The 25,941-nt window shown below is 34.9% G+C and carries 24 protein-coding genes; 17 read left to right on the top strand and 7 right to left on the bottom strand.

What is annotated here, in order from left to right; translation table 11 throughout:
* Positions 1–18: 18 nt before the first annotated feature.
* Positions 19–870 (bottom strand): pantoate--beta-alanine ligase, encoded by an 852-nt coding sequence (gene panC, locus PI23P_RS03330; protein WP_004569319.1) that lies wholly within the window; start codon positions 868–870, stop codon positions 19–21.
* 97 nt (positions 871–967) lie between these two features.
* Here panC and PI23P_RS03325 point away from each other — a divergent pair, with 97 nt between their 5' ends.
* The 3 genes from PI23P_RS03325 to glmS are packed head-to-tail and all read left to right on the top strand — an operon-like array spanning position 968 to position 5,350.
* Positions 968–1,777, top strand: coding sequence for a glycogen/starch synthase (locus tag PI23P_RS03325; protein WP_004569318.1), 810 nt, complete (start codon positions 968–970; stop codon positions 1,775–1,777).
* 10 nt (positions 1,778–1,787) lie between these two features.
* Entirely contained in the window at positions 1,788–3,464 is a 1,677-nt protein-coding gene (locus tag PI23P_RS03320) for a DUF4270 family protein (RefSeq protein ID WP_004569317.1), read from the top strand.
* Between the two features lie 29 nt (positions 3,465–3,493).
* On the top strand, positions 3,494–5,350 hold the full coding sequence (gene glmS, locus PI23P_RS03315; RefSeq protein ID WP_004569316.1) for a glutamine--fructose-6-phosphate transaminase (isomerizing): 1,857 nt from the start codon (positions 3,494–3,496) through the stop codon (positions 5,348–5,350).
* 29 nt (positions 5,351–5,379) lie between these two features.
* On the opposite strand, the gene PI23P_RS03310 is transcribed toward glmS, so the two are convergent.
* Together PI23P_RS03310 and PI23P_RS03305 are read right to left on the bottom strand one after the other, a co-directional pair.
* On the bottom strand, positions 5,380–6,006 hold the full coding sequence (locus PI23P_RS03310) for an NAD(P)/FAD-dependent oxidoreductase (RefSeq protein WP_004569315.1): 627 nt from the start codon (positions 6,004–6,006) through the stop codon (positions 5,380–5,382).
* 1 nt (position 6,007) lies between these two features.
* Positions 6,008–6,592 carry a MarC family protein gene (locus PI23P_RS03305; protein ID WP_004569314.1) on the bottom strand — a complete coding sequence of 195 codons (585 nt, stop codon included), beginning with the start codon at positions 6,590–6,592 and terminating at the stop codon, positions 6,008–6,010.
* A gap of 84 nt (positions 6,593–6,676) precedes the next feature.
* On the opposite strand from PI23P_RS03305, the gene PI23P_RS03300 reads away from it, so the two are divergent.
* From PI23P_RS03300 to PI23P_RS03235, 14 genes are all read left to right on the top strand, one after another.
* Positions 6,677–7,264, top strand: a complete 588-nt coding sequence (locus PI23P_RS03300) for a DUF3109 family protein (RefSeq protein WP_004569313.1) — start codon at positions 6,677–6,679, stop codon at positions 7,262–7,264.
* Positions 7,265–7,382: 118 nt separating this feature from the next.
* Entirely contained in the window at positions 7,383–8,129 is a 747-nt protein-coding gene (deoC, locus tag PI23P_RS03295; protein WP_004569312.1) for a deoxyribose-phosphate aldolase, read from the top strand.
* A 1-nt stretch (position 8,130) separates the two neighbouring features.
* Complete coding sequence (locus PI23P_RS03290) at positions 8,131–8,703, top strand: acyltransferase (protein ID WP_026288381.1); 573 nt, start codon at positions 8,131–8,133, stop codon at positions 8,701–8,703.
* Positions 8,704–8,957: 254 nt separating this feature from the next.
* The gene (gene cyoE / locus PI23P_RS03285) at positions 8,958–9,860 is read left to right on the top strand and encodes a heme o synthase (protein ID WP_004569310.1); all 903 of its coding nucleotides are present in this window, start codon (positions 8,958–8,960) and stop codon (positions 9,858–9,860) included.
* 9 nt (positions 9,861–9,869) lie between these two features.
* Positions 9,870–10,454, top strand: coding sequence for a cytochrome c oxidase subunit 3 (locus PI23P_RS03280; protein WP_004569309.1), 585 nt, complete (start codon positions 9,870–9,872; stop codon positions 10,452–10,454).
* A 56-nt stretch (positions 10,455–10,510) separates the two neighbouring features.
* Entirely contained in the window at positions 10,511–11,491 is a 981-nt protein-coding gene (locus PI23P_RS03275; RefSeq protein WP_004569308.1) for a cytochrome c oxidase subunit 3, read from the top strand.
* Positions 11,492–11,510: 19 nt separating this feature from the next.
* Positions 11,511–11,849: a cytochrome C oxidase subunit IV family protein gene (locus PI23P_RS03270; RefSeq protein ID WP_004569307.1), complete on the top strand. Its 339-nt coding sequence runs from the start codon at positions 11,511–11,513 to the stop codon at positions 11,847–11,849.
* 68 nt (positions 11,850–11,917) lie between these two features.
* Positions 11,918–12,562: a hypothetical protein gene (locus PI23P_RS03265; protein WP_004569306.1), complete on the top strand. Its 645-nt coding sequence runs from the start codon at positions 11,918–11,920 to the stop codon at positions 12,560–12,562.
* Positions 12,563–12,575: 13 nt separating this feature from the next.
* Positions 12,576–13,250: an SCO family protein gene (locus tag PI23P_RS03260; protein WP_004569305.1), complete on the top strand. Its 675-nt coding sequence runs from the start codon at positions 12,576–12,578 to the stop codon at positions 13,248–13,250.
* Positions 13,243–13,782 (top strand): DUF420 domain-containing protein, encoded by a 540-nt coding sequence (locus PI23P_RS03255; RefSeq protein ID WP_004569304.1) that lies wholly within the window; start codon positions 13,243–13,245, stop codon positions 13,780–13,782. Before PI23P_RS03260 ends, PI23P_RS03255 begins: the two co-directional genes overlap by 8 nt.
* Complete coding sequence (locus PI23P_RS03250) at positions 13,775–13,999, top strand: hypothetical protein (protein ID WP_004569303.1); 225 nt, start codon at positions 13,775–13,777, stop codon at positions 13,997–13,999. Before PI23P_RS03255 ends, PI23P_RS03250 begins: the two co-directional genes overlap by 8 nt.
* 172 nt (positions 14,000–14,171) lie before the next feature.
* On the top strand, positions 14,172–15,500 hold the full coding sequence (locus tag PI23P_RS03245) for a TolC family protein (protein ID WP_004569302.1): 1,329 nt from the start codon (positions 14,172–14,174) through the stop codon (positions 15,498–15,500).
* 92 nt (positions 15,501–15,592) lie between these two features.
* Positions 15,593–16,279, top strand: coding sequence for a tRNA (adenosine(37)-N6)-threonylcarbamoyltransferase complex dimerization subunit type 1 TsaB (gene tsaB / locus PI23P_RS03240; RefSeq protein WP_004569301.1), 687 nt, complete (start codon positions 15,593–15,595; stop codon positions 16,277–16,279).
* A gap of 281 nt (positions 16,280–16,560) precedes the next feature.
* The gene (locus tag PI23P_RS03235; RefSeq protein WP_004569300.1) at positions 16,561–16,911 is read left to right on the top strand and encodes a toxin-antitoxin system YwqK family antitoxin; all 351 of its coding nucleotides are present in this window, start codon (positions 16,561–16,563) and stop codon (positions 16,909–16,911) included.
* Between the two features lie 304 nt (positions 16,912–17,215).
* On the opposite strand, the gene PI23P_RS03230 is transcribed toward PI23P_RS03235, so the two are convergent.
* Genes PI23P_RS03230 through sov form a run of 4 tightly spaced genes read right to left on the bottom strand, consistent with a single transcriptional unit; the run spans position 17,216 to position 25,941 of the window.
* Complete coding sequence (locus PI23P_RS03230) at positions 17,216–17,935, bottom strand: energy transducer TonB (protein WP_004569299.1); 720 nt, start codon at positions 17,933–17,935, stop codon at positions 17,216–17,218.
* Positions 17,936–17,982: 47 nt separating this feature from the next.
* Positions 17,983–18,366 carry a VanZ family protein gene (locus tag PI23P_RS03225; protein WP_004569298.1) on the bottom strand — a complete coding sequence of 128 codons (384 nt, stop codon included), beginning with the start codon at positions 18,364–18,366 and terminating at the stop codon, positions 17,983–17,985.
* Complete coding sequence (gcvH, locus tag PI23P_RS03220) at positions 18,344–18,724, bottom strand: glycine cleavage system protein GcvH (protein WP_004569297.1); 381 nt, start codon at positions 18,722–18,724, stop codon at positions 18,344–18,346. Before gcvH ends, PI23P_RS03225 begins: the two co-directional genes overlap by 23 nt.
* A gap of 29 nt (positions 18,725–18,753) precedes the next feature.
* Positions 18,754–25,941, bottom strand: coding sequence for a T9SS outer membrane translocon Sov/SprA (sov, locus tag PI23P_RS03215; protein ID WP_004569296.1), 7,188 nt, complete (start codon positions 25,939–25,941; stop codon positions 18,754–18,756).

Raw genomic sequence — 25,941 nt, 5'->3', positions numbered from 1 at the left:
AAAATACTATTTTTTAAATTACAAATTGTTTAAATGAAGGTTGTCAATTAATCTTATTTCATCAGCGAAGACCGCAATAAACGCACGGTGTTTTTTACGAGAATCTTTAATTTTAATTGATTCTAAAGATTTTTCATTTGCAATTGTAAAGTATTCTAAACGCAAAGAGGTGTGGTTTTTAAACTGATTATCAACCCATTCCGTAACTTCCAAAACACTTTGTGTATTGAACTTTCTACCAACCTCTTGCAGCACTTTATAGATTAGTGGTGCGGCAATCCGTTGTTCTTTAGACAGTCTTACGTTTCTAGAGCTCATTGCCAGACCGTCTTGTTCTCTATAGATTGGACATCCTTTGACTTTTACTTGTAAGCCATGTTTTTTTACCATTTTTTTTATGACCTGCAATTGTTGAAAATCTTTTTGGCCAAAATAAGCTTTGTGAGGCGCTACAATTTCAAAAAGCGCTTTTACAATAGTTCCTACACCGTTAAAATGTCCTTTTCGAAATTTCCCTTCCATTTGGTGCTCTATTCCGTCAAAATTGAAGTTTTCTGAAGTAATATTATTTTCATAAATTTCTTCTACAGATGGAGTAAATAGAATGTCGCAGTGCACTGAGCGTAACATGTCGATGTCTTTTGCTAAGGTCTTTGGGTATTTCGCTAAGTCTTCAGCATTGTCAAATTGAGTAGGATTTACAAAAAGGCTCACCACAACAATATCATTCTTTTGCTGAGCTTTTTTAATTAAGGACAGATGACCGCGATGTAAGGCGCCCATCGTTGGTACAAAACCAATGGTTTTATTGTTGCTTTTATATGCTAAAAGACAGTCTTTTAAGTCGTTTTTTTTACTGAAAACTTTCATTTTAAATACATTGATAAAGTGTGCAAACTTACCATTTTAACACGATATTAGCATAATAATTTGTATTTTTGCGACTCTTATAAAAGAGTTTGATTTAATGAAGGACAAGAGAATTTTATTTGTTTCATCTGAGGTGGTCCCTTATCTACCCGAAACTGAGCTAGCGCTGACTGCATTTAATGCAGCAAAAAACGCCCATTCCAAAGGAGTACAAACTAGAATTTTTATGCCAAGGTTTGGTGTTATCAATGAAAGAAGACACCAACTACACGAGGTAATTCGCCTTTCTGGAATGAATCTTGTCGTAGACGACATGGACATGCCGCTTATTATAAAAGTAGCTTCTATTCCCAAAGAAAGAATGCAAGTCTATTTTATAGATAATGAAGAGTATTTCAAGAGGAAAGCAGTTTTTACAGATGAAGATGATCAACTTTTTGAAGACAATGATGAGCGGGCAATCTTCTTTGCGAAAGGTGTTGTAGAGACGGTTAAAAAGTTAAATTGGGCACCAGATATAATTCACGTGCACGGTTGGATGGCCTCATTATTACCACTTTATCTAAGAGAATTTTACAATGAAGAACCTCTTTTTTCTGAAAGTAAAATTATTACTTCTGTTTACAGTAACCCCTTTGAAGGAACTTTAAATGAAAAACTTGCGGATAAACTAAAGTTTGATTTAAACGAAAATGATAAAATCGCTACAGTTCGCATTCCGAGCCATACGAATATATTAAAAAGTGCGATCGAAAATTCGGATGCAATTATTCATGGGAGTGAGAATATATCTGAAGAGTTAACTACTTTTATCGAAGAGAAAAAAGTTCCTGTGTTGAGTTTTCAGGAAGAGAATTTTAAAGAAAGTTATTTAAGTTTTTATGCTGATTTAGTTTCAGCCAAATAATTGTTTTATTTTGGAAAATATTTTTAGAAAAGGCACCTCTCTTGGTGTTTTATTTTTGTTATTCGTTGGTTTTGTTTCATGTGAAAAGGATTTTACAGATATTGGATCCGGTGTAATTAGTAATACAGAGTTTTCAACAGGAGATGTTTTTTTAGATGTTGAAATCACACAAAATAATATTACTTCTGTTCGAGCAGACAATATCAGACTTGGCATTTTGGGGGAATACTGGTTAGGAGTCTATAATAAGCCTTATGCAAAAAAGATAGTAGCAGGATTTGTTTCTCAACTCTCCTTACCATCAGGTCTCGAAATATCTAAAGCTCCAGTCAATGACACCACAACTAGTTATAATTTAGATAAAGTCATTTTAAAAATACCCTATACATCCATATTTACTGGCAAACAAGCAGATGGTAAATCAAAATTTAGATTGGATTCGATTTTAGGGAATCCATCCCTCCCTACAGAATTAGAGGTGTATCGAAACGGAACATTCATAAATCTTTTAAACCCTGAAGATCCATCAAAAGGGAATTCATTTTCATCCGATTTCGTGTACCAAGAAGAGGAATTATTAACAGAAGTAGGTTTCACTTTCAAGCCCAGTGCTGTTGATACGGTTTTTTATTTCAATAGAACAGACAGAAGTGCGGCTGTTAATAGCACTTTAATTATTCAAGATACTTTAAAGCTCTCGAATGCAAGTAGTCTTGCGGCTCCTTTTTTGGCAATTCCGTTAGATTTAGATGAAATGAAACGCTTGTTTTGGGATAAGTTTGAAGATCCTGATTTTTCGTCATCTGCCGAATTTCAAACTTATTTTAAAGGAATTATTGTAAAAGCGAAAGGTGAAGATGGTGCTTTGGTTCCAATTAATTTAGCAGCCATGCCTTCAGCAGCAATCGACTTTTTCTATGCAAAAACGGTTCTAAAAGACGGTGACGTCGTAGAAAATACCACAAGTAGCTATAGTTTTCCACTTTCTAATGCAAGAATTAGTACCTATACGATGTCTTCTGCTTCTCAGCCTGTTCCAAACGAGAATTTCATAATTCAAGGGACGGCCGGCACCTCTGCAACAGTCAAAATTTTAGGTGTAAATTTAGTAGAACTTGAAAGTAAAAATCCTTTAGACCCTATTTTAAAGTACAAAAATAAGGACGTGAATGCGGATGGTTTTTTAGACTTGGGAGAATTGGGATCATTGACAGATGAAGCAAGCCAGGGAGGTTTGTTAGTAAACGACGCGCTGTTAACTTTTCACGTAAATAGCTCCACTAGTAATACTGCTGACCTTTTACCTCAAAAATTGTTAATTTATAAGAATATGCAAAGTGTTGGTCGCTCGTTGTCTACGCATGTCGAAGATGCCTACACCGAATTTGCATCGTTTGGTGGTGCTCTGTTGATAGGTGAAGACGGAACTCCGGATAGCTACAACTTTAAAATTACAGATTATATCTCTAATTTACTAGACGGAGCCACAGAGGAGTTTCCTACTTTAGAATTAAAAGTTTTCAACCAGATTACAGATGTACCTTTAAGTGGTGCAGGAGTTTTAGATGTGAACGTGAAAACGTACAACTGGAATCCAAGATCTGTGCTTTTGTTAAATGGAGAAAGTGCTGTAAACGGAGTTGGAAAAGCACAATTAAAAATATCGTATACAGAGAGAAAGAAGTAAATAAATAACCAAGGGAAGAAACAATTACTATGTGTGGAATAACAGGTTATATAGGATATAGAGATGCATATCCTATTGTAATAAAAGGATTAAAAAGATTAGAGTATCGCGGGTATGACAGCGCTGGAATCATGATGTTTGATGGCACTAAGATCCAACTTTCAAAAACGAAAGGAAAGGTTGCTGATCTTGAAGATATTATAAATAAAGAGCAAAGCCGAAAAAATGGAAATCTTGGTATTGGTCACACGAGATGGGCTACACACGGGGTTCCAAATAATGTTAATTCCCACCCACACACATCTCAATCAGGAAATTTAGTCATTGTTCACAACGGAATCATAGAAAACTATGATGCATTGCGGAAGGAATTAATTTCTAGAGGATACGTTTTTAAGAGTGACACAGATACCGAGGTTTTAATAAACTTAATAGAGGACGTCAAGAAAAATGAGGCCTGCAAATTGGGGAAAGCGGTGCAATTAGCTCTAAACAACGTGATAGGAGCTTATGCCATTGCTGTTTTTGATAAAGCAAAGCCAGATGAAATAGTAGTCGCTCGCTTAGGGAGCCCCATTGCAATTGGAGTGGGAAAAGACAATACTGAATTTTTTATAGCTTCAGATGCCTCTCCTTTTATCGAATATACAAAAAACGCTATTTATTTAGAAGATGAAGAATTAGCGATTATTAAAATTGGGAAAGGAATAAAAATTCATAAAATTAAAGGTGACGCGCAGGTTCATGCTAATGTTCAAAAGCTGAAATTGAGTTTAGACCAAATAGAAAAAAGTGGTTATGATCATTTTATGCTTAAGGAAATCCATGAACAGCCCAAAGCGATTATAGACACGTATCGCGGTAGAATGCTGGCAGATGAAGGAATTATAAGATTGTCTGGTATCGACGACAATATAAATAGGTTTTTAAATGCAGAGCGCATCATTATCGTTGCTTGTGGTACTTCTTGGCACGCAGGATTGGTGGGAGAATATCTTATTGAAGACAAGGCTCGCATACCCGTAGAGGTAGAATATGCCTCAGAATTTAGGTATAGAAATCCAATAATAACGTCGAAAGATGTGGTAATTGCGATTTCACAATCTGGTGAAACTGCAGATACATTAGCTGCTATAAAATTAGCAAAAGCCAAAGGTGCTTTTGTTTTTGGTATTTGTAATGTTGTAGGATCTTCGATTGCAAGAGAAACACACGCGGGCGCATATACACATGCAGGACCAGAAATTGGGGTAGCGTCTACAAAAGCATTTACCACACAAATTACACTTTTAACGCTGATCGCATTAAAATTAGCCTCTAAAAAAGGAGAAATTTCTAAACCTCAGCTTCGTGAGTTTATGCAGGAAATGCAGCTCATTCCTAAGAAGATAGAGGCATTGTTAAAGATAGAAGATAAAGTAAAGGAGATTGCTGCGGTTTACAAAAATGCAACGAATTGTTTATACCTTGGCAGAGGTTTTAATTTTCCAGTAGCCTTAGAGGGAGCTTTAAAATTAAAGGAAATTTCATACATTCATGCAGAGGGATATCCTGCGGCTGAAATGAAACACGGTCCAATTGCTTTAATCGATGAAAATATGCCAATCTTTGTGATTGCAACGAGTAAAGGACACTATGAAAAAGTAGTAAGTAACATTCAAGAAATTAAATCGAGAGCCGGGAAAATTATTGCAATTGTTACGGAAGGCGATACTCAAGTAAGAGAAATTGCAGATCATGTAATTGAGATTCCGGAGACCGCCGAGGCGTTGACACCTTTGTTAACGACTATTCCTTTTCAATTACTTTCTTATCACATTGCCGTCATGTTAAATAAGAATGTAGACCAACCAAGAAATTTAGCGAAATCAGTTACGGTAGAGTAATTTACAGTCATTTTATCTAAAAAACCCAATTAGTTAGTTGGGTTTTTTAAATCTATTTTGTCATGGATTTTAACATGGTTTCCATCATTCCAAAGTGTTAAAATATCGGTTGCAACTGCCGCTCCGCTCCCTGCAGCAATTGCAAATTGACTTCTACATCCGGCAATAGTGCCACAACAATACATCCCTTTCTGTATAAAATAATTTGTGTTTTTAAGTTGAATTCTATCCTTTTCGGGATTTGCTTTTTGGTGCGGTCCTATAAAGTCGTTCAAACCTTTTATGGTGAGAGGTTTTGAGTAGTTTAAGGCGATAATTATTATTTTAGCGATGTACATTCCTTTATTTGTGGTTACTTCATAAAGATCAGCAGCATGTACTATTGAAATTACTTTTTCATTTTCTATTTGAGAGATCCAAGGATATTCTGTTGCCAATTGTTGTTTGCCAGAGACTAAAATATCTTTACCAATCGTATTAGGAGACAACCCTAAAACATTGTTGAACAATGCGTTTTGTAAGTGTGAAGCTTTTTGATGTGCGATAATGGCAATATTCTTTTGAATTGCAAAAGGTTTTTCTCTTGCAGACCCCAATATTAACGCACATTGTAAACCAGCAACACCACCGCCTATAATAAGTGCATCAAAATTCATATTAAATAAATAAGGCTTTAATATTCTGAGCAAAAAGTTTTACCGAAATCGCTAACAATATAACTCCAAAAATCTTTCTAATAATTTGAATTCCGTTGGGCCCGATGATGCGCTCTATTTTTGAAGACGTTTTCAATACAATATAGATTAAAGCTACATTTAAGAGTACGGCAACAATGATATTTTCTATATAAAACTCTGCCCGCAAAGAAAGTAAGGTTGTTAAGCTTCCAGGACCAGCAATTAGTGGAAAAGCCAAAGGAAAAACGGTTGCGGTAATAGGTGCGGAACCAGAATCATCTTTGTATAATGTGATGCCTAAAATCATTTCTAACGCAATAAAAAATAAGATAAAAGAACCGGCAACGGCAAAGGAATTTACATCGATTCCTATTAAAGTTAATAAACTTTGGCCCAAAAAAAGAAATACAATCATGATAACACCTGCAATTACAGATGCTTTTTCAGACTGAATATGTCCTACTTTTTTTCGTAAATCTATGATAATAGGGATGTTACCGATAATATCTATCACCGCAAATAAAACCATAAAGGCTGTGAATATTTCCTTAAAATTAAATTTCATACGTATTTTTTTATTTTGCGAAATTAGTCAACTAACTTTATCCAAGTGTAAATTTAAAGAAAAAAAATCCCTTATTTTTGCAGCATGTTTCAATTAGGAAAAACAATAGTTTCAGAGGATATTATCGAAAAAGATTTTTTGTGTAACCTTTCAGCCTGCGGGGGAGCGTGTTGCATAGATGGCGATGCCGGAGCGCCCTTAGACAAAGAGGAGGCAAAAATTTTGGAAGAAATTTATCCAAAAGTAAAACCTTTTCTTAGAAAGGAGGGAATTGCAGAAATAGAAAAACAAGGAACTTGGGTTACAAGTGAATGGGGCGAGCTAGAGACGCCTTTAATTAACAATGCAGATTGTGCGTATGTGATTTTTGATAAAAAGAAAACAGCACTATGTGGAATAGAAGAAGCTTATAATTCTGGCGCAATCGATTGGAAAAAGCCAGTCTCTTGTCACTTATATCCAATAAGAGTAAAAGAGTACAGTGAGTTTTCTGCAGTAAATTACGATAAATGGGAAATTTGTGATGATGCCTGTGCTTTAGGAAAAGAATTACAGGTGCCTATTTATAAATTTGTGAAACAGGCTTTGGTTCGTAAATTCGGTCAGCAGTGGTACGAGGATTTAGAGAAAGTGGCAGCAAAGCATTTGGAAAAAAACACACCTGTAGATTAAAAAAATATTTGCGGAGGTAGGTGTTTCTTTGGAGTTGCTTGGGAGTGTTCATGCAGATTAAAAAGCAACTATTAGCGTGTTTTGTAAAGGCATCATTTAGTTTTAGTACTTTTATAATATGAAAATTTCTCAATTTTTAGATGCTACTTATTTAAAAACCGCACAACAAGCAGGTGTTTCCGAACAAGAAAATCTGCTTGGGGTCTTACAACTTGCAGAAGAAGCTATTTTGAATGGGTATAAGTTGATTATGATTCGTGCGAATTATATAGTGCATGTGAAAAATATACTCAATGCTGCTAAATCTCCAGTTTTAATAGGAACTGTAGTCGATTTTCCTGAAGGGAAATCATCAATACAACAGAAGCTGGAAGAAGCACAAAAGGCCATTTCTTATGGAGCGCATGAATTAGACTTTGTGTTAAATTACAACGCCTTTAAAGCGGGAAATATTGATGCTGTAATCGCAGAACTCAAGCAGTGTGTTGCACTTTGTATAAGGCATCATAAAGTGGCGAAATTCATTATAGAGGTAGCGGCATTATCAAATGAAGAAATAATTGTAATTTCCCAATTGATAAGAAAAGTAGTGCTCGAAGATTTTGGAGAGGAAAATGCAAAGAATGTATTCGTAAAATCTTCTACAGGGTTTTTTCAAACGGAAGCAAATAAGCCAAATGGCGCAACGATAGAAAGTATGAAGTTGATTTTAGAAAATGCGAAACCGTTAAAAGTAAAAGCAGCTGGTGGCGTAAAAGACTATAAAACGGCTCTTGAGATGCTTCTTTTGGGGGTGGATCGTATTGGCACTTCTTCTTCGAAAGAAATAATAAGTAAAGGGCACAACACAAATTCAGGATACTAATTTGAAGGATTTTTTTGCACACGAAAGCGCTATTATAGACAGGAATTGCAGTATTGGTAAAGACACCAAGATCTGGCATTTCAGTCACATTATGTCCAATTGTAGTATTGGTGAAGGCTGTACTATTGGTCAGAATGTGGTAGTTGCCCCAAAAGTGATTTTAGGAAGAAATGTAAGAGTTCAAAATAATGTCTCTATTTATTCGGGAGTTATTTGCGAAGATGATGTGTTTTTAGGTCCCTCTATGGTTTTTACCAATGTTATAAATCCGAGAAGCGCCATAAAAAGACAGCACGAGTATCAAGAGACTGTTGTAAGAAAGGGTGCAAGTATTGGTGCTAATGCAACTATTATTTGTGGCAATAATATTGGTCAATATGCTTTTGTTGGTGCGGGGGCAGTTGTTACAAAAGAGGTATTGCCTTTTGCATTGGTTGTTGGGAATCCTTCAAAGCAGATTGGTTGGGTTAGTGAATATGGTCATCGGCTTGCATTTAACAAAGTAGGATTTGCAGTTTGTAAAGAGAGCAAACAAGAATATCAATTAAAGAACAATGCGGTTTTTAAACTCTAGTTTCAAGGGCTATTAAATTATTAGTTGTCCTTGGGATAGCAGAATTTTTAGAAGGGCAGTTTTCTGACTGTTTTTGGTAACTTTTCCGTTTCAAATGGACTGGTTTTTGTTGAAATTTTTTTCTATTTTCGTTGTCTTCGCAATTTTATTATTCAATTTAACGAGCGTTTTTTTCAATTATTTAACACTAAAAGCTCTGAAAATTGCGGTAAATTCATAATTATCAAATATCTTTGCAGTCGAATTGATGGGATATGAATACAGCCGTTATTTTAGATAATAAAACAGATATGAAAACGATAATTTCAGACCTTAAGCAACTGACAAAAGTTGGCTTGTCCTTAAGTGTCGTGTTTTCATCTGTTGCCGGTTATCTTTTAGCTGCAGAAATCATCAACTATTTTACGCTTCTTCTTTTGGCAATTGGTGGGTTTTTTATGGTTGCTGCTTCTAACGCCTTCAATCAAATTATAGAAAAGGATACAGACGCTATTATGAAGCGAACTCAAAACAGGCCATTACCAACAGGGAGAATGTCTGTCAATGTAGCACTTGCGATTGCCATTGTATTTGCAATTTCAGGAATTTCAATTCTATATAGTATCAATCCTAAGTCTGCGTTGTTTGGAGCAATTTCCATTTTTTTATACACTTGTGTCTATACTCCATTAAAATCGGTAACCCCTTTAACGGTTTTTGTGGGTGCAATTCCTGGAGCAATTCCGTTTATGTTAGGGTGGGTCGCAGCGACAAATAATTTCGGTATCGAAGCAGGGTTTTTGTTTATAATTCAGTTTTTTTGGCAATTCCCTCACTTCTGGGCAATTGGCTGGTTACAGTTTGAAGAATATAAAAAAGCAGGTTTTAATATGTTGCCTATGGGCACAAAAGACAAAGGCGCTATCAAACAAATCATTTTTTACACAGTTGTTATGATTTTAGTATCCATAGCACCTGTTTTAAAAGTTTCAGGTGCTTTTTATATACACCCAATAACAGCAGTTATTGTGGCTTTGTTAGGGATTTTAATGTTGTACTATGGTTTGAAGCTTTACAAAAGCGAGCAGAATATAGACGCAAGAAAGTTAATGCTGTCTAGTGTGTTGTACATTACAGTAGTGCAGATTATATATGTTGTAGATAAATTTTTACATTAAAAAAGGAAGATGGTAGAACAAACATTAAATGAAGAATTAACAGTTGCAAGAAAAATATCTGCAAAACCAATGTTGTGGGTTGCAATGATAAGTATGGTTATGTTTTTTGCAGGATTAACAAGTGCATACGTAATTAGTATGAAAAGAGATGATTGGGTGACTTTTGACTTGCCAAATGCTTTTTATATTAGTACTTTTTTAATTATAGGTAGTAGTATTACTTTAATGTTATCCCAAAGATTTATAAAACAAGATAAAAGACAATTATCTATTTTGTTATTGGTAACAACATTGCTTTTAGGAATCGGTTTTATTTGGCAGCAATATGTGGGTTTTAATCAACTAAAAGACCTCGGACTTTACTTTACAGGAAAAGGGAGTACTGTGTCCACATCTTTCATTGTTGGGATTACCTTAATGCACGTTTTACACCTGCTAGCAGGGGTAATTGTCCTTCTCGTTGTTATTTATAACCATTTTAAATATAAGTATAAACCAAATGATTTGCTGGGGTTTGAACTCGGTGCGATCTTCTGGCATTTTGTAGATGTACTTTGGATTTACCTATTTTTCTTTTTCTATTTTATTAGGTGATGAAAAATGATTATTTTTGCGAGACTACTTTAACACTCAATCAATAGAATACGTTTATGGAAGCAAATACTGCTGTACCAATGGAAGAAAAAGGAAAATGGGACGGAGGTGGTCCGAAACCATTTGCATCGAGTTACGGAAAGATGATGATGTGGTTTTTTATTTTATCAGATGCATTGACTTTTTCAGGTTTCTTAGCAGCTTACGGATTAACGCGTTTCAAGTTCATAGACTCATGGCCCATAGCTGACGAAGTTTTTACACACGTTCCTTTCGTTCACGGTGAATTTCCAATGATTTATGTTGCCATTATGACATTTATCTTAATATTTTCATCGGTAACTATGGTTTTGGCGGTTGATGCTGGTCATCAAATGAAAAAAAGTAAAGTAACTTGGTATATGTTTATCACAATAATTGGTGGTATCGTTTTTGTTGGTTCGCAAGCTTGGGAGTGGAATACATTTATAAACGGAACCTATGGGGCTGTAAAGACTACCGAAGGAAAGGTACTTCAGTTTGTGAAAAATGGGAAACAAATTGCTTTGGCAGATTTTGTAACAGAGCCGAGAACAGATGGAAGAATACAACATACTCGTAAGAATGGATTATGGTTTGAGAGTGAAGGAGCAATTCCAAATTATTCTGTAGCACAAGTATTACAAGCTTACAATGCAAATTCTGACATTCAAGTGAGGTCAGAATATATAGATTCAGGTGAAAAACAAAAAACAATTCTTTCCAGAGAAGAGGGCTCAGCAAGCTTGTTACAAGTAAAAAATGTTGTTGAAGGTGCAAACCTGCAAGCAAATGAATACGGAAAGACTAGTTTTTCAAATTTCTTTTTCTTTATTACTGGTTTTCACGGATTTCACGTAGTTTCAGGAATTATAATTAATATTATTATATTTTTTAATGTCATTTTGGGAATCTACGAGAAAAGAGGCAATTATGAAATGGTAGAAAAAGTAGGATTGTATTGGCATTTTGTAGATCTAGTTTGGGTATTTGTATTTACCTTTTTCTACTTAGTTTAATAAAATATAAAGAGCATATATGGCACAAGCACACGTATCAAACACAAAGAGAATCTGGATTGTTTTTGGAATTCTTTCTGTAATTACATTGGTAGAAGTTTATTTGGGAATTATCAAACCAGATGCCTTGCATTTAAGTGGTCCGGGGACAAGTTGGTTGAATTGGATTTTCATTATTTTAACACTAGGAAAGGCCTATGGTATTGCGTGGGTTTTTATGCACTTAGAAGGGGAGAATAAATGGTTCAGACGTGCTATTGTTTGGTCAGGAGTTTTTTTAGTTTCTTACTTGGTAACCTTGTTATTAATAGAGGGTGGTTATATATCCGATATCTTGTCACCACTGGTGAGATGGTAACATAAAATATCAAAGAGGTGGTGAGGGCCACCTTTACTGCATTAAATAACACTTTTTAAAAAGCACCTATGAAATTTTTCACTAAAAAAAGAGTAGTCCTATTTTTGTTATTTATTTTTCCACTTATTTGTTTTTTATTGCTTTCTACCGGTAAGAATAACTTTACAAAGTTATCTACAATTACAAAAAACGTTACGGATGTCTTAGAAATTGATGCAACGAAAAATGTTACATTGTCAGGAAATGTCTCTTTAATTTGTTTTTTAGGAGAGGACGTTGGCAAAAATAAGGCTGGGCTCTTTAACTTAAACGAAAAAATTTATAAAAAATTTATAGATAATAAACAATTCCAAATTATTGCATTATTTCCTGACGGAAAAGAAGTGGAAGCAAAAAGGTTAAAGGAAGAAATAGGAGCGTTTACAGATATGAAAAACTGGCACTTTGTGTCGGCTTCAGCATTGAATATTAACCTGTTTTACGAGAGTTTCTCTCTTGGAGAGCCACTCGTAGCTCTTTCGTCTCCAAACGCTTTTATTATAGATAAAAAACTGAGTTTAAGGGGGCGTGCAACAGAAGAAGAATTTGTTTTTAGTTATAATATGAATTCAGTTTCTGAGTTGAAAGACAAGCTTAAAGACGACATTAACGTTTTGTATTACGAATACTACGCAGCTTTTAAAGAACGAAATGAAAATAAAGCGGATCGATAAATAAAAAAATACCATGAAGAAGAAAAATTCTTATGTTGGGATCGCATTTATTATATTATTATTTGGCATTTATACAGTTCCCAAAGTGGTAAATCGCTTCAAAACGAATGCCGAGCTGGTTTATTTATATACAGATGAGGTGCACCCTGAAAAAAGAAAAGTTCCTGCATTTGAGTTTATCAATCAGGAGGGAAACATTATTACAAATAAGGACTATGATAATAAAGTCTATGTAGTAGAATTCTTCTTTTCAACATGCCCTTCGATTTGTCCAATCATGAATCAAAAAATGGTAACTATTCAAGACGATTTTTTTGGCAACCCCGAATTCGGAATCGCTTCTATATCGATTACACCAGAAATAGACACCCCAGAGGTGTTACGGGCCTATGCGAAGGACAATGGAATTACACACAAGAATTGGCATTTGTTAACAGGAAAGTCAGATGCGATTGTATTTGAATTAGCAAAACAAGGATTTAAATTATATGCTGGTAAAGGAGCCGACGAACACGGTGGTTTTGAACACTCTGGTTACTTTGCTTTGGTAGATAAAAAGGGGTTTATTCGTTCGAGAACTGATGAAAATGGAAATGTTATAATTTATTATAATGCTTTACAGGACAACGGTTTTCCCGACCAGATAAAAGAATTGAAAGAGGATATTAAAATTTTGTTGAATGAATAAGTTAGCACAAGAAAAAAAATATAAAAAAATTATTACCGCGCTATCGGTTGTAATTCCGATTGCTGTAGCTGCGCTGTTTGGTGTAAATCTTAGGAGCTTAGGCTTTGACGTTGCACCTTTGATGTTTCTTCCACCTTTGTATGCAACGATAAACGGGGTAACAGCGATTTTATTAGTTGGGGCTGTGATTTCAATTAAACGCGGAAATAGAAAGTTACATGAGCGTTTTAATACTGCTGCGATTGCTTGTTCTCTATTATTTCTTGTGATGTATATCGCGTACCACATGACTTCAGATTCAACAATATTTGGTGGTGAAGGAATCATAAAGTATGTTTATTACTTTATTTTAATAACGCACATCGCACTGTCTATTATTGTAATCCCTTTAGTATTGCTCACGTATATGAAAGCAAAGTTAGGGCTGTTTATAGAGCACAAGAAAATTGCTAGGAAAACCTTTCCTATCTGGTTATATGTTGCCGTTACTGGCGTTGTAGTTTATTTAATGATATCTCCTTATTATGTTTAAAAACAAACTTTTTTTTATCGTTTTAGTGTTGGTTGCCTTTATTCCAGAAACAACCTTCTCTCAGTGTGCCATGTGTAAAGCAGTGGTAGAAAATGGTGATGTTGCTATTGCAGAAGGCGTGAATAGCGGTATTACGTATTTAATGGTCTTTCCTTATCTTCTAATAGCGATTTTATTTTTCACTATTTACAGATATAATAAGAAAGTGAGGGCTTAACTTTTTAAATTAGAATAAATACTGTAACATCTTGGGCTTTTGTGCGTCTTATTAAAAGTATCACAAGCTAACTTCTTAGTAGCTTTCGATTTTTTTATTGGGCAAGTAATTAAAAAAAAGTAGGCTTTTTGATACTAATATTTATACTAGAAATCTCATAATATTAAATATCTTGAAAACTAAATTTATTCTATTTGTAGCGTTGTCCATTTCAATCACTTCTTTTTCACAAAAAAAGTGGACATTAAGAGAGGCTGTAGATCAAGCTTTGGCAAAGAACATTTCTATTCAGCAAAATAAACTAAGTGTAGCGCTTGCTAAAAGCAATGTAGATGTTGCGAAAGGTAATTTTCTTCCAAATTTAAATGCTTCTTCAAGCGGTAATTTTTCTTCCGGTTTATCACCAGATCAAAGTGGTATTTTAACGAATACAAATAACTTTAATGGGTCTTTTAATTTGAACAGTAATGGTATCATTTTTAATGGGTTTAGAAACACAAATACTTTTAAACAGGCGCAATTGGGTGTTGAAAGTAGTTTGTATGACCTTAAGAAAATGGAAAACGACATTTCTTTAAGAGTTGTAAATAATTATTTAAACGTGTTGTTTGCGAAAGAAAATTTGGAGGTTGCAAAAATACAGGCAGCAATTAGTAAAAAACAAATTATAGCAGCGCAAGCTCGTTTTGATGCGGGTTTGTCAGCAAAGGGTGAGTTGTTAAATTTTAAATCTACTGCTGCAAATGACGTTCAAAATGTAATTTTGCAGGAAAATTCATTGGATTTAGCATTGTTAAATATCGCGCAATTATTACAAGAGCCAGCAGAAGGTTTTGATGTTGCGCCAATAGAAGTAGAGGCGCCTTCGGCAAATCTATTATATGATAATTCTTCGATTGTTTTTAGTAAATCATTAGCGTACATGCCAGAAATAGCCAATGCAAAATTAGATATTGAAAATGCTAATTTTAATATAAAAATTGCAAAGGCATCTTTTTTACCTTCATTAAGTTACAACATAGGAGCAGGAACTTCTTATTTCCATCAATTTAATAATTTATTCCCAACTCAGGTGAACAGTAGCTTTGGAAGTCAATTTGCTGATCGTTTTCGATATGGAGCAGGAATTTCATTGAATATTCCAATTTTTAATAGATTTCAAACCAAAAACAGGGTAGCGCAATCTTTAATTAATAGAGAAATTTCCGAAGCGAGATTAGAAATTCAGAAGCTGCAATTAAAACAAACTATAGAACAGGCCTTTTTAGATGTAAAATCTAGTTTAAAGACCTTTGAAGCTTCAAAGATTTCTTTAGAAGCGCAGATAGAAGCTTTTAAGAACGCACAGGAAAGATTTAATTATGGCGCAATGACTTTATTTGACTTTGATTTGGTGCGAACGCGTTTAGTAAATGCGCAAGGCGCGAAAATTCGCTCTAAATACGATTATGTGTTTAAAACAAAAGTATTGCAATTTTATTCTGGAGAATTGGTTTTGTAGTAAATTTCATAAAGACATTAGCTAGCAGCACTCGTTTATCAACTTGTGCTGTTTTGTTTTTTTGAAATACTATCTTTGTAAAAAATTAGATTTTGGCTATTATTTTAAACATAGAAACTTCAACAAAAAATTGTTCTGTTAGTATTGCTCGGAATGGAGAAATTATTGCAATTAAGGAATTGAATAATGGGAATTATTCACATGCAGAAGTCTTACATCCTTTTATGCAAGAAATTTTAATTGAAGCAGATATCTTAAGCGAAGAATTAGATGGCATAGCAGTTAGTAAGGGCCCAGGATCATATACAGGATTAAGAATTGGTGTTTCAGCCGCAAAGGGCCTTTGTTTTGCTTTAAACATCCCCTTAATTTCGATTGATACGCTGCTGGCGCTGTCGCATTCAATAAATGTTGATAATGGTGCGATTGTACCGATGCTGGATGCAAGAAGGATGGAAGTATATGCTGCGGTTTTTGATTCTGGGCATAACAAAATAAGAAAGGTGCAAGCAGAGATTATTGATGAAGCTTCTTTTTCTAAATATCTCTCGCTTGGAACGGTGTACTTTTTAGGGGATGGTGCCCAAAAATGCCAAGAAATAATAACTCATAAGAATGCAGTATTTATTCTAGACAAGTTCCCTTCTTCTAGACAAATGGCAGCGTTGTCCTATCAAAAGTATGTGAGACAAGAGATTGAAGATGTTGCTTATTTTGAGCCCTTCTATTTGAAAGACTTTGTGGTAATAGCTGAAAAAAAGAAGAAGCCTACTTTTTAAATATTTTTAGTTTATTGGCACTTTGGGTATAATTTGCAGTCAACAAGCGTTCGTGGCTCCGCATACTTTTCTAGGAGCGGGATATATACACGACGAATCTAAAGAACTTCATTAATATTTTGGCGCCTTACCTTGCAGATACAGATAGATTTAGTTTTTAGTGAGACGAATGATGTTAATATTGTCGAATTTCTAATGTTAATTTAATGTTACGTAAATGTTTGTAAATTGTTACAAAAAAGCATATCTTTGATTGTAACGCATTACGTAACAAACAAATTATGAAAAAAATAATCACAATTGCAATGTTTTGCATCGCAGCGATAGGATACTCTCAGGATATAGAACCAACGTATGAGGCGGAAGGAGCACTTGTAAAGGCGACTTATTATCATGAAGAGGGTACAATTAGTAAACAAGGATATTTCAAAAATAAGAAGTTAACAGGGAAATGGACGCGCTACGACAAACAAGGGAATAAAGTACAGATGGCTTTTTATAAAGATGGAAAAAAGACTGGAAAATGGTTTTTTTGGAATGAGGGCTCTTTACAAGAAGTTACGTATGTGAATAACGCTGTGCAAAGTGTAAATCGATGGACACCAGAATCTAAATTGGCAATAAACAAATAAATAAAATTTAAAAAGGGCACAGATAAAACCAGAGTATAAAATACTTTGGTTTTTTTTGTGTCTTATTTTTTGGATTGAAAAGGGAGGTTTTACTGCGACATTTATGATTTTAAATAGGGCTCATTATTGCTGTATTTGACAATTCTTTCGGTCGCGTTTACATGCGAACGTTGCATACAAAAAACGTTGAATGTCTCTTGATTAAGAGCATGGGTAAAACCAGCTACTGCAACCGGGTCTTTTGTAAATGCAAAAACGCTCAGAGCGAGCTCTAAGCGTTTTTTATATAGTCTCAAGATTTTTTTTACTCTACGAGTAGGGAAAACGGAATGTTATAGCTTACACCTACTGGCTTACCACGTTGTTTACCAGGTTTCATTTTAGGTAACATGTTCATTACTCTAATAACTTCATCTTTAATTTTTGGGTGTGGTGCACGTGCCTGAATTTTAACAACATTACCTTGCCTATCAATTTTAAATCCTATGAAAACTCTTTTTCTACCTGGAGATAATCCGAGTTCATTTGGTAATTCTGCATCAAATTTTCGTGAAAAATGTTTTTGAACCATTTTACTAAAGCAGTCTTTTAATTCTTTTTTATCGCCTTTGCATCCTGGAAATATAGGTGCATCTTCAATAATCATAAAATTCACATCTTCAACAAATTCCTCAGCTTCTGCAATCTCAACAATTTCTTCAATTTCAACAGCTTCATTTTCGTCTGTTTCGGTAGATTCTATGACGGTTTCTTCAACTTCTTTTTCGTCTTCCACAACTTCAATTTTTTCAGGAGCTGGTGGTGGTGGTGTTTTCGGCTTCACGGGCTCTACTCTCTCCGTAATTGGAATGTCTTCATCCATCATTGCATTCATACTCACAACACCTAATCCATTGGTGGTTTTATCGTACGTTTTCTTCTCAATCGCAGCATACGTAACAAATAAGGCTAAAACAAGACCGATTTGCATAAATATCTTACTGTAATTTTCTAAATTTGATTTCGGATTTTTCTTTATTTCCATGAGGTAATATTTTATATATAGTTCGCTAATTTAACTAAATTATTGTTTTAATTAGAAGTCTTTTCTTTTTTTAATCTATTTTTTTTTGAAATTTGATGAAATAGTAACAATCCCAGTAAAACTCCCAAAGAATTGGCGGCAACATCAAGGTAATCTCCTGTTCTGTAATTTGTTATTGCATATTGCAATACTTCAATAATCATACCAAATAAAATACAGCAAAGTGCTATTGCATATTTTTTTTGTTTTTTTTGCAAGGCGATCAACCATGTAATACAGAGGGTTGCGTACGCCACACCGTGCTGGAGTTTGTCTAAGTGTTTGATTTGAATACTTTCATGAATGGGTATTTTTATCAAGCTCAGATAGAGTATTCCTACGGAAACAATGAGGGCGATGCTTTTAAATTTATCCTTTAATAAGAAGTTCATAAGCGGCAGCATCTAATAAATCCGCGATCTGCGATTCGTCAGAAATTTCAATTTTAATCATCCAACCTTTGTCATAAGGATCAGAGTTTACCAACTCAGGATCGTCTTCTAGCGCCTCGTTAAAGGCTATAATTTCCCCTGTTAACGGCATAAATAGGTCAGAGACCGTTTTTACGGCTTCCACAGATCCAAAAACTTCTCCTTCGGCTATGGTATCATCTAAAGTGTCCACATCTATATAAACAATATCGCCAAGTTCTCCTTGTGCAAAGTCTGTAATTCCTACAGTTGCTATTTTACCTTCTATTTGAATCCACTCGTGATCTTTTGTATACTTTAACGCTACTGGGATATTCATTTTTAATCTATTTTATTGATGTTACTTATTTAATTGCCTCCTAAATTATAAATAATGTTAAATCCTCCATTGATCGCTTGTCTTGGAAATGTGGTGGATATAGCATACTTAGATGTTTGATGGTTGTAATAGAAAGATGCTGTTAAACTATTACTCAGTCTATAATCTGCTGTAAATTTAATAGAAAATAACCTTTGTCCACCACTTATTTGGTTATTATCTTCGTCAACAGCCCTAATTTGTGTTAAATTATCTCTTAAGGATACATCGGCTCTTAAAATGATATCACCTTTTAAGCTTACTTTCTTTCCAGTAAAACGAGTATCTATTTTCACATCTTTAATTACATACCCGAGCCCTGCAATATATTCTATTCCTTTGATATCTGTCAAGGTACTATTATTGAAATTCATTGTAAGTGTTCTGTCGCTCTTAATCTCCCCTCTTAGAGAAAATGAATTTCTCATTTTCATATCAACTTTTATTAAAGGAGAAAATTCATCTACTAAGGTAACTGATGAAACGAGAAGTTGTGGCTCGTAATTATTAGATGCATTCGTTATAGAATAAGGGTTTTCATTGTTGTATTGTAAGTTGTTGGTAAAACTAGAGATGGTATATGACGATTTATAACCATGGGATACAATAAAATTACTAAAGTTTTCTTTAAAGAATCCCAGTTGCATCAATCCAGTATAGCGAAGCGTCCAATTCGGAATCGGAATATTTTTGAACAATCCAGTATTTATATTTTCTGGATTAGATCCTGAATATGCCGCTAGAAATGCGGGTAACAAAACTTGTTGACTGTTGCTTCCAAAACCTGCGATAGGAGCTCCTGTCTCCTGTGCTAGTCTATTTGCAATCACACCCCTATAGTCGCGCATGGTTTGAAAGAGTGCATCACCGTCTTTAAAGGCAGTGGCAATCATCGAGTGACTGGCACTAAAGTTTCCAGTTTCGAAGGCAGGAGCGCTAAAATCTAAAGCGCCAAGAGCAGTGCCGTCTGCAAGTACGTCTAATTGTTGAGAGAGATCGCTTGTTTGAATTTTATTTCCTCTAACGTCAATATTTAAATATTTAAAAGGCCTTAATGTAAAGGTATAATCCAATTTGTTATACTTGGTTTGTCGGTATGTTTTATTGTAATATTCACTGTTATCAGGATCTCTTGGACCAACCAACCAGCCATTTTGCAAGGCGTTATTTCTAATATCTACTTGACTACCAAAAGCAAAAGAAGTTGGAGCACCTCCAAAAAACCCGATATCTTCTGTGTAGCCTGGTAAAAATTGACCATTATTTTCTGAATAACTTATTTTTCCTTGCTTTATAGCGGTGATGACCGTGTACATACCCTTTAAAAGGGTCTTAGCAAGGGGTGTTTTTTTACCTAGGTATGGCACTCTTTTGTATTTTTTTCTCGCTTTTTTTGGTTTTTCAGCGAGGCTATCTAGTGGCTTTAGAGAACCCCTTTGACTTGGGATAGCTCTTCTTTGAGTTCGTGCCCATTTTTCGAAGCCTAAGCTTTTGTATAATTTATCAAAATTGAACGTTCCATTTAAATTTTGAGTATTTGCATTTTGAATAACATTACCTACTAAATCAACATAGGCAACATCTATTCCGTTAACATCGATGGTACTTTGTGCAGCAGCTTGCCAATCGAAGTCTGCCGTATAGCCGTAATCTGCTGTTATAAAACTTAGAAAAGGAATTTTATTAATAGGCAACTGATAGGTACCGTTTAATTTTTGATGATAATGGTTGGCTCTTCCCATATTAAAAAATTCATCGAAGATTTGAATGTCGTCCTCAGTATCAAAGGTGTCATAAATAGCACTATTGGTTGCATTAAAATTAAATTGTAGCGCTTTTGTGAGATTAAATCCAATGGTGTAATCCCAGTCAAATAAAAATCTATGCTGTTTTAATGCAGGTTGGTCTGACAAGCCAGGCACTAAGTTTCGAGACTGCTGTTCTGTAAAGTTTCTATTTATTCTAGAATTTACAGCAATCGAAGAGGGAACAGGGTTGAAATTAAAATCTTTAAAAAGTTGTAAATATTTGCTTTGTAAAAAAGAGATATTTTTAAAGGGTTCTATAAATTTTCCTGGAAAGTTATAATTATAAGTTGCGCTAGTAGTTACGTTTTCACGGACATATTTTTTGATGTTGTAATCTCTGTGGAGTTCTTGGTTTTGAGCATAGGAAAGAGAAATGTTTTCAACGTCATAGAAGGCCGTTTTTTTCGATGAATTCGGGTTTCTATTCTTCTTGACATTCATAAAACTAATACTCGTTCTTTTGGTGTAATCTCGAGAAAACTCACTGTTGGGATTTTGTTCTAAAGCATCTTTTAAAATAACATCTTGGTATTGGGGATCAAATTTTGGATCTATAAATTTTTCTCCAATACTATAGCTCATAGGCAATTGTATTCCCCATTTTTGTGGAGTTAAGACTTTGCCTAAATGGATCGTAGTTGCAATGTCATATTGTTTTGTTTCATCCAAACTTCGTTGATTTATGCGATCTCCAACATTTCCAAAGCCTATGGTAGACATACTTCCTGCTAGTGAGATATTTGCAACATCTGCCAAATTTGCATCTGCATTTATAACTCCTGCCCAACCACCTTTGTTGTCAAAGTTGGCAGCGCGTAATTCATTAAACCAGATTTCTCCACTTTTTGCAGACAAAGAGGTGTTTTTAATACCCAACATAATAGTTCTTAATTGCGCCAGCGTAGGATTCCCTTTTACACTGATGCTGTATGGGACATTGTTGTCTTGTATTTGAGAGGTATATATTTTGGCGACAGAATAATTAATGGTGTTTCTTTCTAATTTCACTTTACCAAAAGCTTCCAAGAAAGCATTTAAATTATTTGCTTCTGGCCAAATATCTAAGGCAGTTGTACCTGTTTTAGTAACGGTTAACGGAATTTCAATCTGATAAAAATTTTCGTTTAAATCAGTTCCGAGTCTTATGATTGCAGACATGTCTCCGTCAGCTAAAGTACCTTCTCCTTGAATTTCTTGCAAGTGCATAAACATCTTTAATTGTTTAAAACGTCTCAAGTCTACACTAATGTTTTTATAAATAGCTCTTACTTCCGACGGTTTTAAGAGATGTGTTTTTAAAGTTACAGATTGTTCATTTTGCAATTGCACAGTGGTACTTCCTTGCAAGCGCTCTCTTTGAATTCCGGGGGGTTGCGTGTAGCTTCCCTCATTTTGTTCAATACTTACAACCCCAACTTCAAAAGCATTTAATTCCTTTTGATTTAACTCTCTGTCTGAGTTTGGCTCCGAATCTAGCGTTCTTACATAGCGTCTCCAATCTCCTCGAACCAAGTCTAATGCACCAAAACGAATTACAACAGGCATTTTGAAATTAGTTAAAAACATTCTAATAAAACGAATACTGTTAAAATCAGAAATGCTGTTAAAATCAGAAATGCTGTCTTTAGGGAAAGAGGTTCCACTGCGTATAGGAACCCTAAATTGATACCATTTTGTCTGCTGTGTGTTTCCGTTTTTAAGAGTTGTAGTCGTTGTTTTTTCGTCAACAACATAACCAGTGCCTTTCGCTAAGTCTGCTTGGTTCATCGAGATTTTATACTGATAATAACTCTCTACAGTATTCATGGTTTGGTCTCTGTTGATGTCTTCAGTGTCTGGGTATGTTGAGGAGGAAGTGGGAAAAGACTCTGTTGATTGATTTAAAGTTGGCGAGTTTCCTTGTGGATTATTAAAGTCTTTATATCTTTTTATAATGGATGCGTCTATGTCATCTAAAGCAGCTCCTCGAAAGAATTGAAAGTTATCTGCAGCAGGATCCTTTAAAGCGGCAAACGGTCCAATACCATCCAAATTTTTTTCTTCGGCATCATTTAAGCCGTCAAAACCAATATCTTGATTTATACGAGCATCGTCTTCTTCATTAAAAGCATAAATAATAGAAGGGTTCTTCGGAATATCTCCCCAAATAGTTTGGTTTATATTATTATCTTTAATTTTTAAACCGTCTTCTGGCAGACCATTTTCATACATTTTTCGGTTGTCTTTTAAAATATCTTCAGAGATATTTCCTAAGTTGATGTATAAATCTCCAACTTGGTTCATTAAATTTGTGGGGTCGACATCCTGGGGCAGCCCTTCTTCGGTGGTTATCGAGTAATTTTGATAGGGATCCATAATCCAAAACTGCATGTATTCCACATTTGCTTGGTCAAAGTTGTTGGTTGTTAACGCACGCATCACTCCTCCCCATCTTGTTTCAGGATTTTGCAAGCGAACTTCATCACCTTGAATAATTGCGGCTGGGTCATAATTATAAGATCCTCTTTCTTGCGGGAAAAAAGCCAAATCTAAAGTTCTTACTAAAGAGTTCTGAGTAATATCTAATTGCAGATTTGGAAATAGTTCACGGTAATTAATTTGTCTTGTTTCAGCTCTAGAAAGTTGGTCTGCATTTATGTTTGAAGGTGTATTTCCAAGACCATAAAAAAGTTGATCTATGCTATACCAGGCTAACTTTCCTCTTTTATAATTGTAGGATAAATCCTCTTTTTCTCCGTTTAAATTTAGGAAATATTTCGGAGTACTTGCCTCATACCAGTCCAATGCAGATAAGATACTTATCGGTATTTGAGAGGCCTCAAAATCATCTATGTACGAAGTAGCGCTACCGGCAACATCAATACCGCTGGGTGTGCCAGGAATTAAATACGCTAGGTCTCCTCTTATAGACAAGTTAGAGGCGGCATCTGTGTCTACAAAAGGCAGCTTATTTGCTAACTTTGTGAAAAACGGAATTTCTGAAGAATAATCAAAATTAAAACCGATCATGGTGTTGTCTATGGGCTCAGCTCCAAAGTTAACTTTTGGCGTCAAAGGCCTTTCTTCAATATTTAAGTACGTAGCACCAACTATAAAATTTTCTGAAAAGGTGTGTTCAATATCTACGCCGAAGAACGTTTTTCTTTGTTGATTGAAAACAGCATTATTTTCTGTAGAGACATTAATTGGAGCTCCAGAGGCTTGTAGGCCTGGGTCTATAATCTGCACTCTTCCTAATTGATAATCTACAACGTAATCTACGCCTTCTACCAGCTGTCTTCCTCCAGAAGAAACGCGAACAGATCCTCTTGGTACGTTAAAGGCACCAATAGGAATACCACCAGAATTCTCAGATTTGAAATACCCTTTTAGAAAGTATTTGTCTTTATTTTGGAAGTTATTTTTAATGTTAATTTTTGTGTTTAAATACAGTTCTTTAAATAAGAAACTAGCATCAGAAGGAGCCGTTAAAGTACCTTCTAAACCATTTCCAAAAGGCTCGGGTTCAGGGAAAAAGATAAATCCGTTTTCAGAGTTTACAGTAACACCTTCTATATAATCAAAAAAGCCATCAGCACTTCTAAACTGACTTTGGTCTAATTGATCTAATTTTAAAATTTGCAGCAAAGGCAAGTTAGAAATGCCAGTAGTTTGTGCGTTTTGTAACACATTGGAAGGAATTCCGGTTTGATCGTCTCTGTATTGAACTTCAAATCTAAAACCGTCTTGCGTAAGTGGAAAGGCTCCCAAGGCATACACGTTTTTCATCATTAAACGCCATGTTGGAAAAGACTCGTCTTCACCTGTATTGGTATTTGTTCTCTTTGTTTGTAAGATTTCTGAACGCAGCAACTTTACGGCTAAATTGTCAGGAGCCTGAATACCATCATTAGAGAACTCTCCAACTTTAAAGGAGTTTTTAGTACTTCCTGTTACAGTGCCTGCAACGGTATATTCGTAGGCTACTGCCAAAACCTCTCCATCGTTTAATCTTCTATTTAAAGAGATAAAACCCAATTGAGAATTTAAGTGATATTCATTTACTTCTAATTTTCTAGCATTTTCTAAGACAGAATAATTCGTTCCGTTTTGCATCGCATAAGGCTGCAGCTTCCTAGCTACATACGCGACATCTCGAAAAGACTCAGCTCGAATATCGCCAGAGGGAATGATGTCAGTACCTATTCTGTTTGCACCATTAAAAGGTAGATTATTTCCTGAAACCTGAGCCTGCAGAATACTAGGGTCTAAAACCAGTCCATTAGGGTCTACCAAAACATTAGACTTAGATTCTCCAATATCTGCAAAGGCAACAATACTTCTAAAATCTTCTGTACTTGCGTTTCTATTGGTGATCCAAACTTCTACTCTCGTAATATTTATTGGGCTGTTAATTAAAGGGTAATTTTTGAGTGCGTTGGCATAGGTATCAATAAAGTATTGTGCTAAGAAAAAGTGCCTGTCATTGTCATAATCTGTGGTTCTCAGTTCAAAAGATTGTATGGAAGCACCTCCTTCCGCTACAACTGTTTTGGATTCAGAATTTTTTTGAGAAAAGACAGTGGTAACTTTCGTATTTCCAAACTGTAAATCTGCTTTTACACCAAACAAACTTTGTGCTCCCGTAATCAAAGAATTTTTTATTGGCATGGATATGTTACCCGCTTCAAAACCTTGCAAAATATCATCTTCATTGGGTTCAAATCCAATTTTTATTAGATTTTGGAAATCGAAAGAAGCCTGTGTATCGTAATTTGCAGTAAAATCTAAACGCGTCCCTATTTGCGCTCGAATACTTGCGTTTATTTGCTGATCAAAATCAAAGGTAACATTACTTCTATTTTTTTCGGAAATTTGAGGATTGTCAGTATTTTGATAGATAAACCCAAGTTTTAGGTTTAAGCTTCCCGTGGGTGTCACTTTTACCTCTGTTCCACCAAAAATAGTTTCAAAAAATTTATTGTTTACGTAGTAGGTAGGCAACAAGTCTTTCTGAGCTTCTTTTGCTCCTTCTTTCTTTCCGTCCGCAGCACTTACTTTTTCTTTAAAGTAGTGCAACATGTCCCTTTTTAAACGATATTTTTGATAGTCTCTTGGAGATAAATAAATAGGGATACGGGTGGCATAATTTCCTATTTTCTCCACGATTACGTACTTGTTTAACAATTTGTCAAAGACAACTTCTTTTTTGGCAAGATCATCTAAAAATAAGCCCCCTTTTTGCGTGTTTTTAAAGTTATAACGCATTCCTGTAGAATCTATTACAGCTTTTACGGAATCATTTATTACAGTGTTTTGAGCGCAGATGGTAAGGTTTACTCCGAAGGTAAGGGTGAGAAATAAAATAAAATGCTTAACAAATGAACCCAA

Source organism: Polaribacter irgensii 23-P, assembly GCF_000153225.1.
In the GTDB taxonomy this organism is placed as follows: Bacteria; Bacteroidota; Bacteroidia; order Flavobacteriales; family Flavobacteriaceae; genus Polaribacter; species Polaribacter irgensii.
Note: the sequence above shows the minus strand (reverse complement) of the source record. Positions and strands in the feature narration are given on the sequence as shown.

Bases quoted from the DNA above. Each gene is read 5' to 3' on its own strand.
- PI23P_RS03255 (WP_004569304.1), top strand. From the start codon at position 13,243: ATGAATAAGTTAGCACAAGAAAAAAAATATAAAAAAATTATTACCGCG.
- PI23P_RS03305 (WP_004569314.1), bottom strand. From the start codon at position 6,592: ATGAAATTTAATTTTAAGGAAATATTCACAGCCTTTATGGTTTTATTT.
- PI23P_RS03310 (WP_004569315.1), bottom strand. From the start codon at position 6,006: ATGAATTTTGATGCACTTATTATAGGCGGTGGTGTTGCTGGTTTACAA.
- cyoE (WP_004569310.1), top strand. From the start codon at position 8,958: ATGAATACAGCCGTTATTTTAGATAATAAAACAGATATGAAAACGATA.
- PI23P_RS03225 (WP_004569298.1), bottom strand. From the start codon at position 18,366: ATGAACTTCTTATTAAAGGATAAATTTAAAAGCATCGCCCTCATTGTT.
- PI23P_RS03265 (WP_004569306.1), top strand. From the start codon at position 11,918: ATGAAATTTTTCACTAAAAAAAGAGTAGTCCTATTTTTGTTATTTATT.
- gcvH (WP_004569297.1), bottom strand. From the start codon at position 18,724: ATGAATATCCCAGTAGCGTTAAAGTATACAAAAGATCACGAGTGGATT.
- PI23P_RS03235 (WP_004569300.1), top strand. From the start codon at position 16,561: ATGAAAAAAATAATCACAATTGCAATGTTTTGCATCGCAGCGATAGGA.
- PI23P_RS03270 (WP_004569307.1), top strand. From the start codon at position 11,511: ATGGCACAAGCACACGTATCAAACACAAAGAGAATCTGGATTGTTTTT.
- PI23P_RS03280 (WP_004569309.1), top strand. From the start codon at position 9,870: ATGGTAGAACAAACATTAAATGAAGAATTAACAGTTGCAAGAAAAATA.
- PI23P_RS03275 (WP_004569308.1), top strand. From the start codon at position 10,511: ATGGAAGCAAATACTGCTGTACCAATGGAAGAAAAAGGAAAATGGGAC.
- panC (WP_004569319.1), bottom strand. From the start codon at position 870: ATGAAAGTTTTCAGTAAAAAAAACGACTTAAAAGACTGTCTTTTAGCA.
- PI23P_RS03230 (WP_004569299.1), bottom strand. From the start codon at position 17,935: ATGGAAATAAAGAAAAATCCGAAATCAAATTTAGAAAATTACAGTAAG.
- PI23P_RS03325 (WP_004569318.1), top strand. From the start codon at position 968: ATGAAGGACAAGAGAATTTTATTTGTTTCATCTGAGGTGGTCCCTTAT.
- PI23P_RS03300 (WP_004569313.1), top strand. From the start codon at position 6,677: ATGTTTCAATTAGGAAAAACAATAGTTTCAGAGGATATTATCGAAAAA.
- PI23P_RS03250 (WP_004569303.1), top strand. From the start codon at position 13,775: ATGTTTAAAAACAAACTTTTTTTTATCGTTTTAGTGTTGGTTGCCTTT.
- glmS (WP_004569316.1), top strand. From the start codon at position 3,494: ATGTGTGGAATAACAGGTTATATAGGATATAGAGATGCATATCCTATT.
- deoC (WP_004569312.1), top strand. From the start codon at position 7,383: ATGAAAATTTCTCAATTTTTAGATGCTACTTATTTAAAAACCGCACAA.
- PI23P_RS03260 (WP_004569305.1), top strand. From the start codon at position 12,576: ATGAAGAAGAAAAATTCTTATGTTGGGATCGCATTTATTATATTATTA.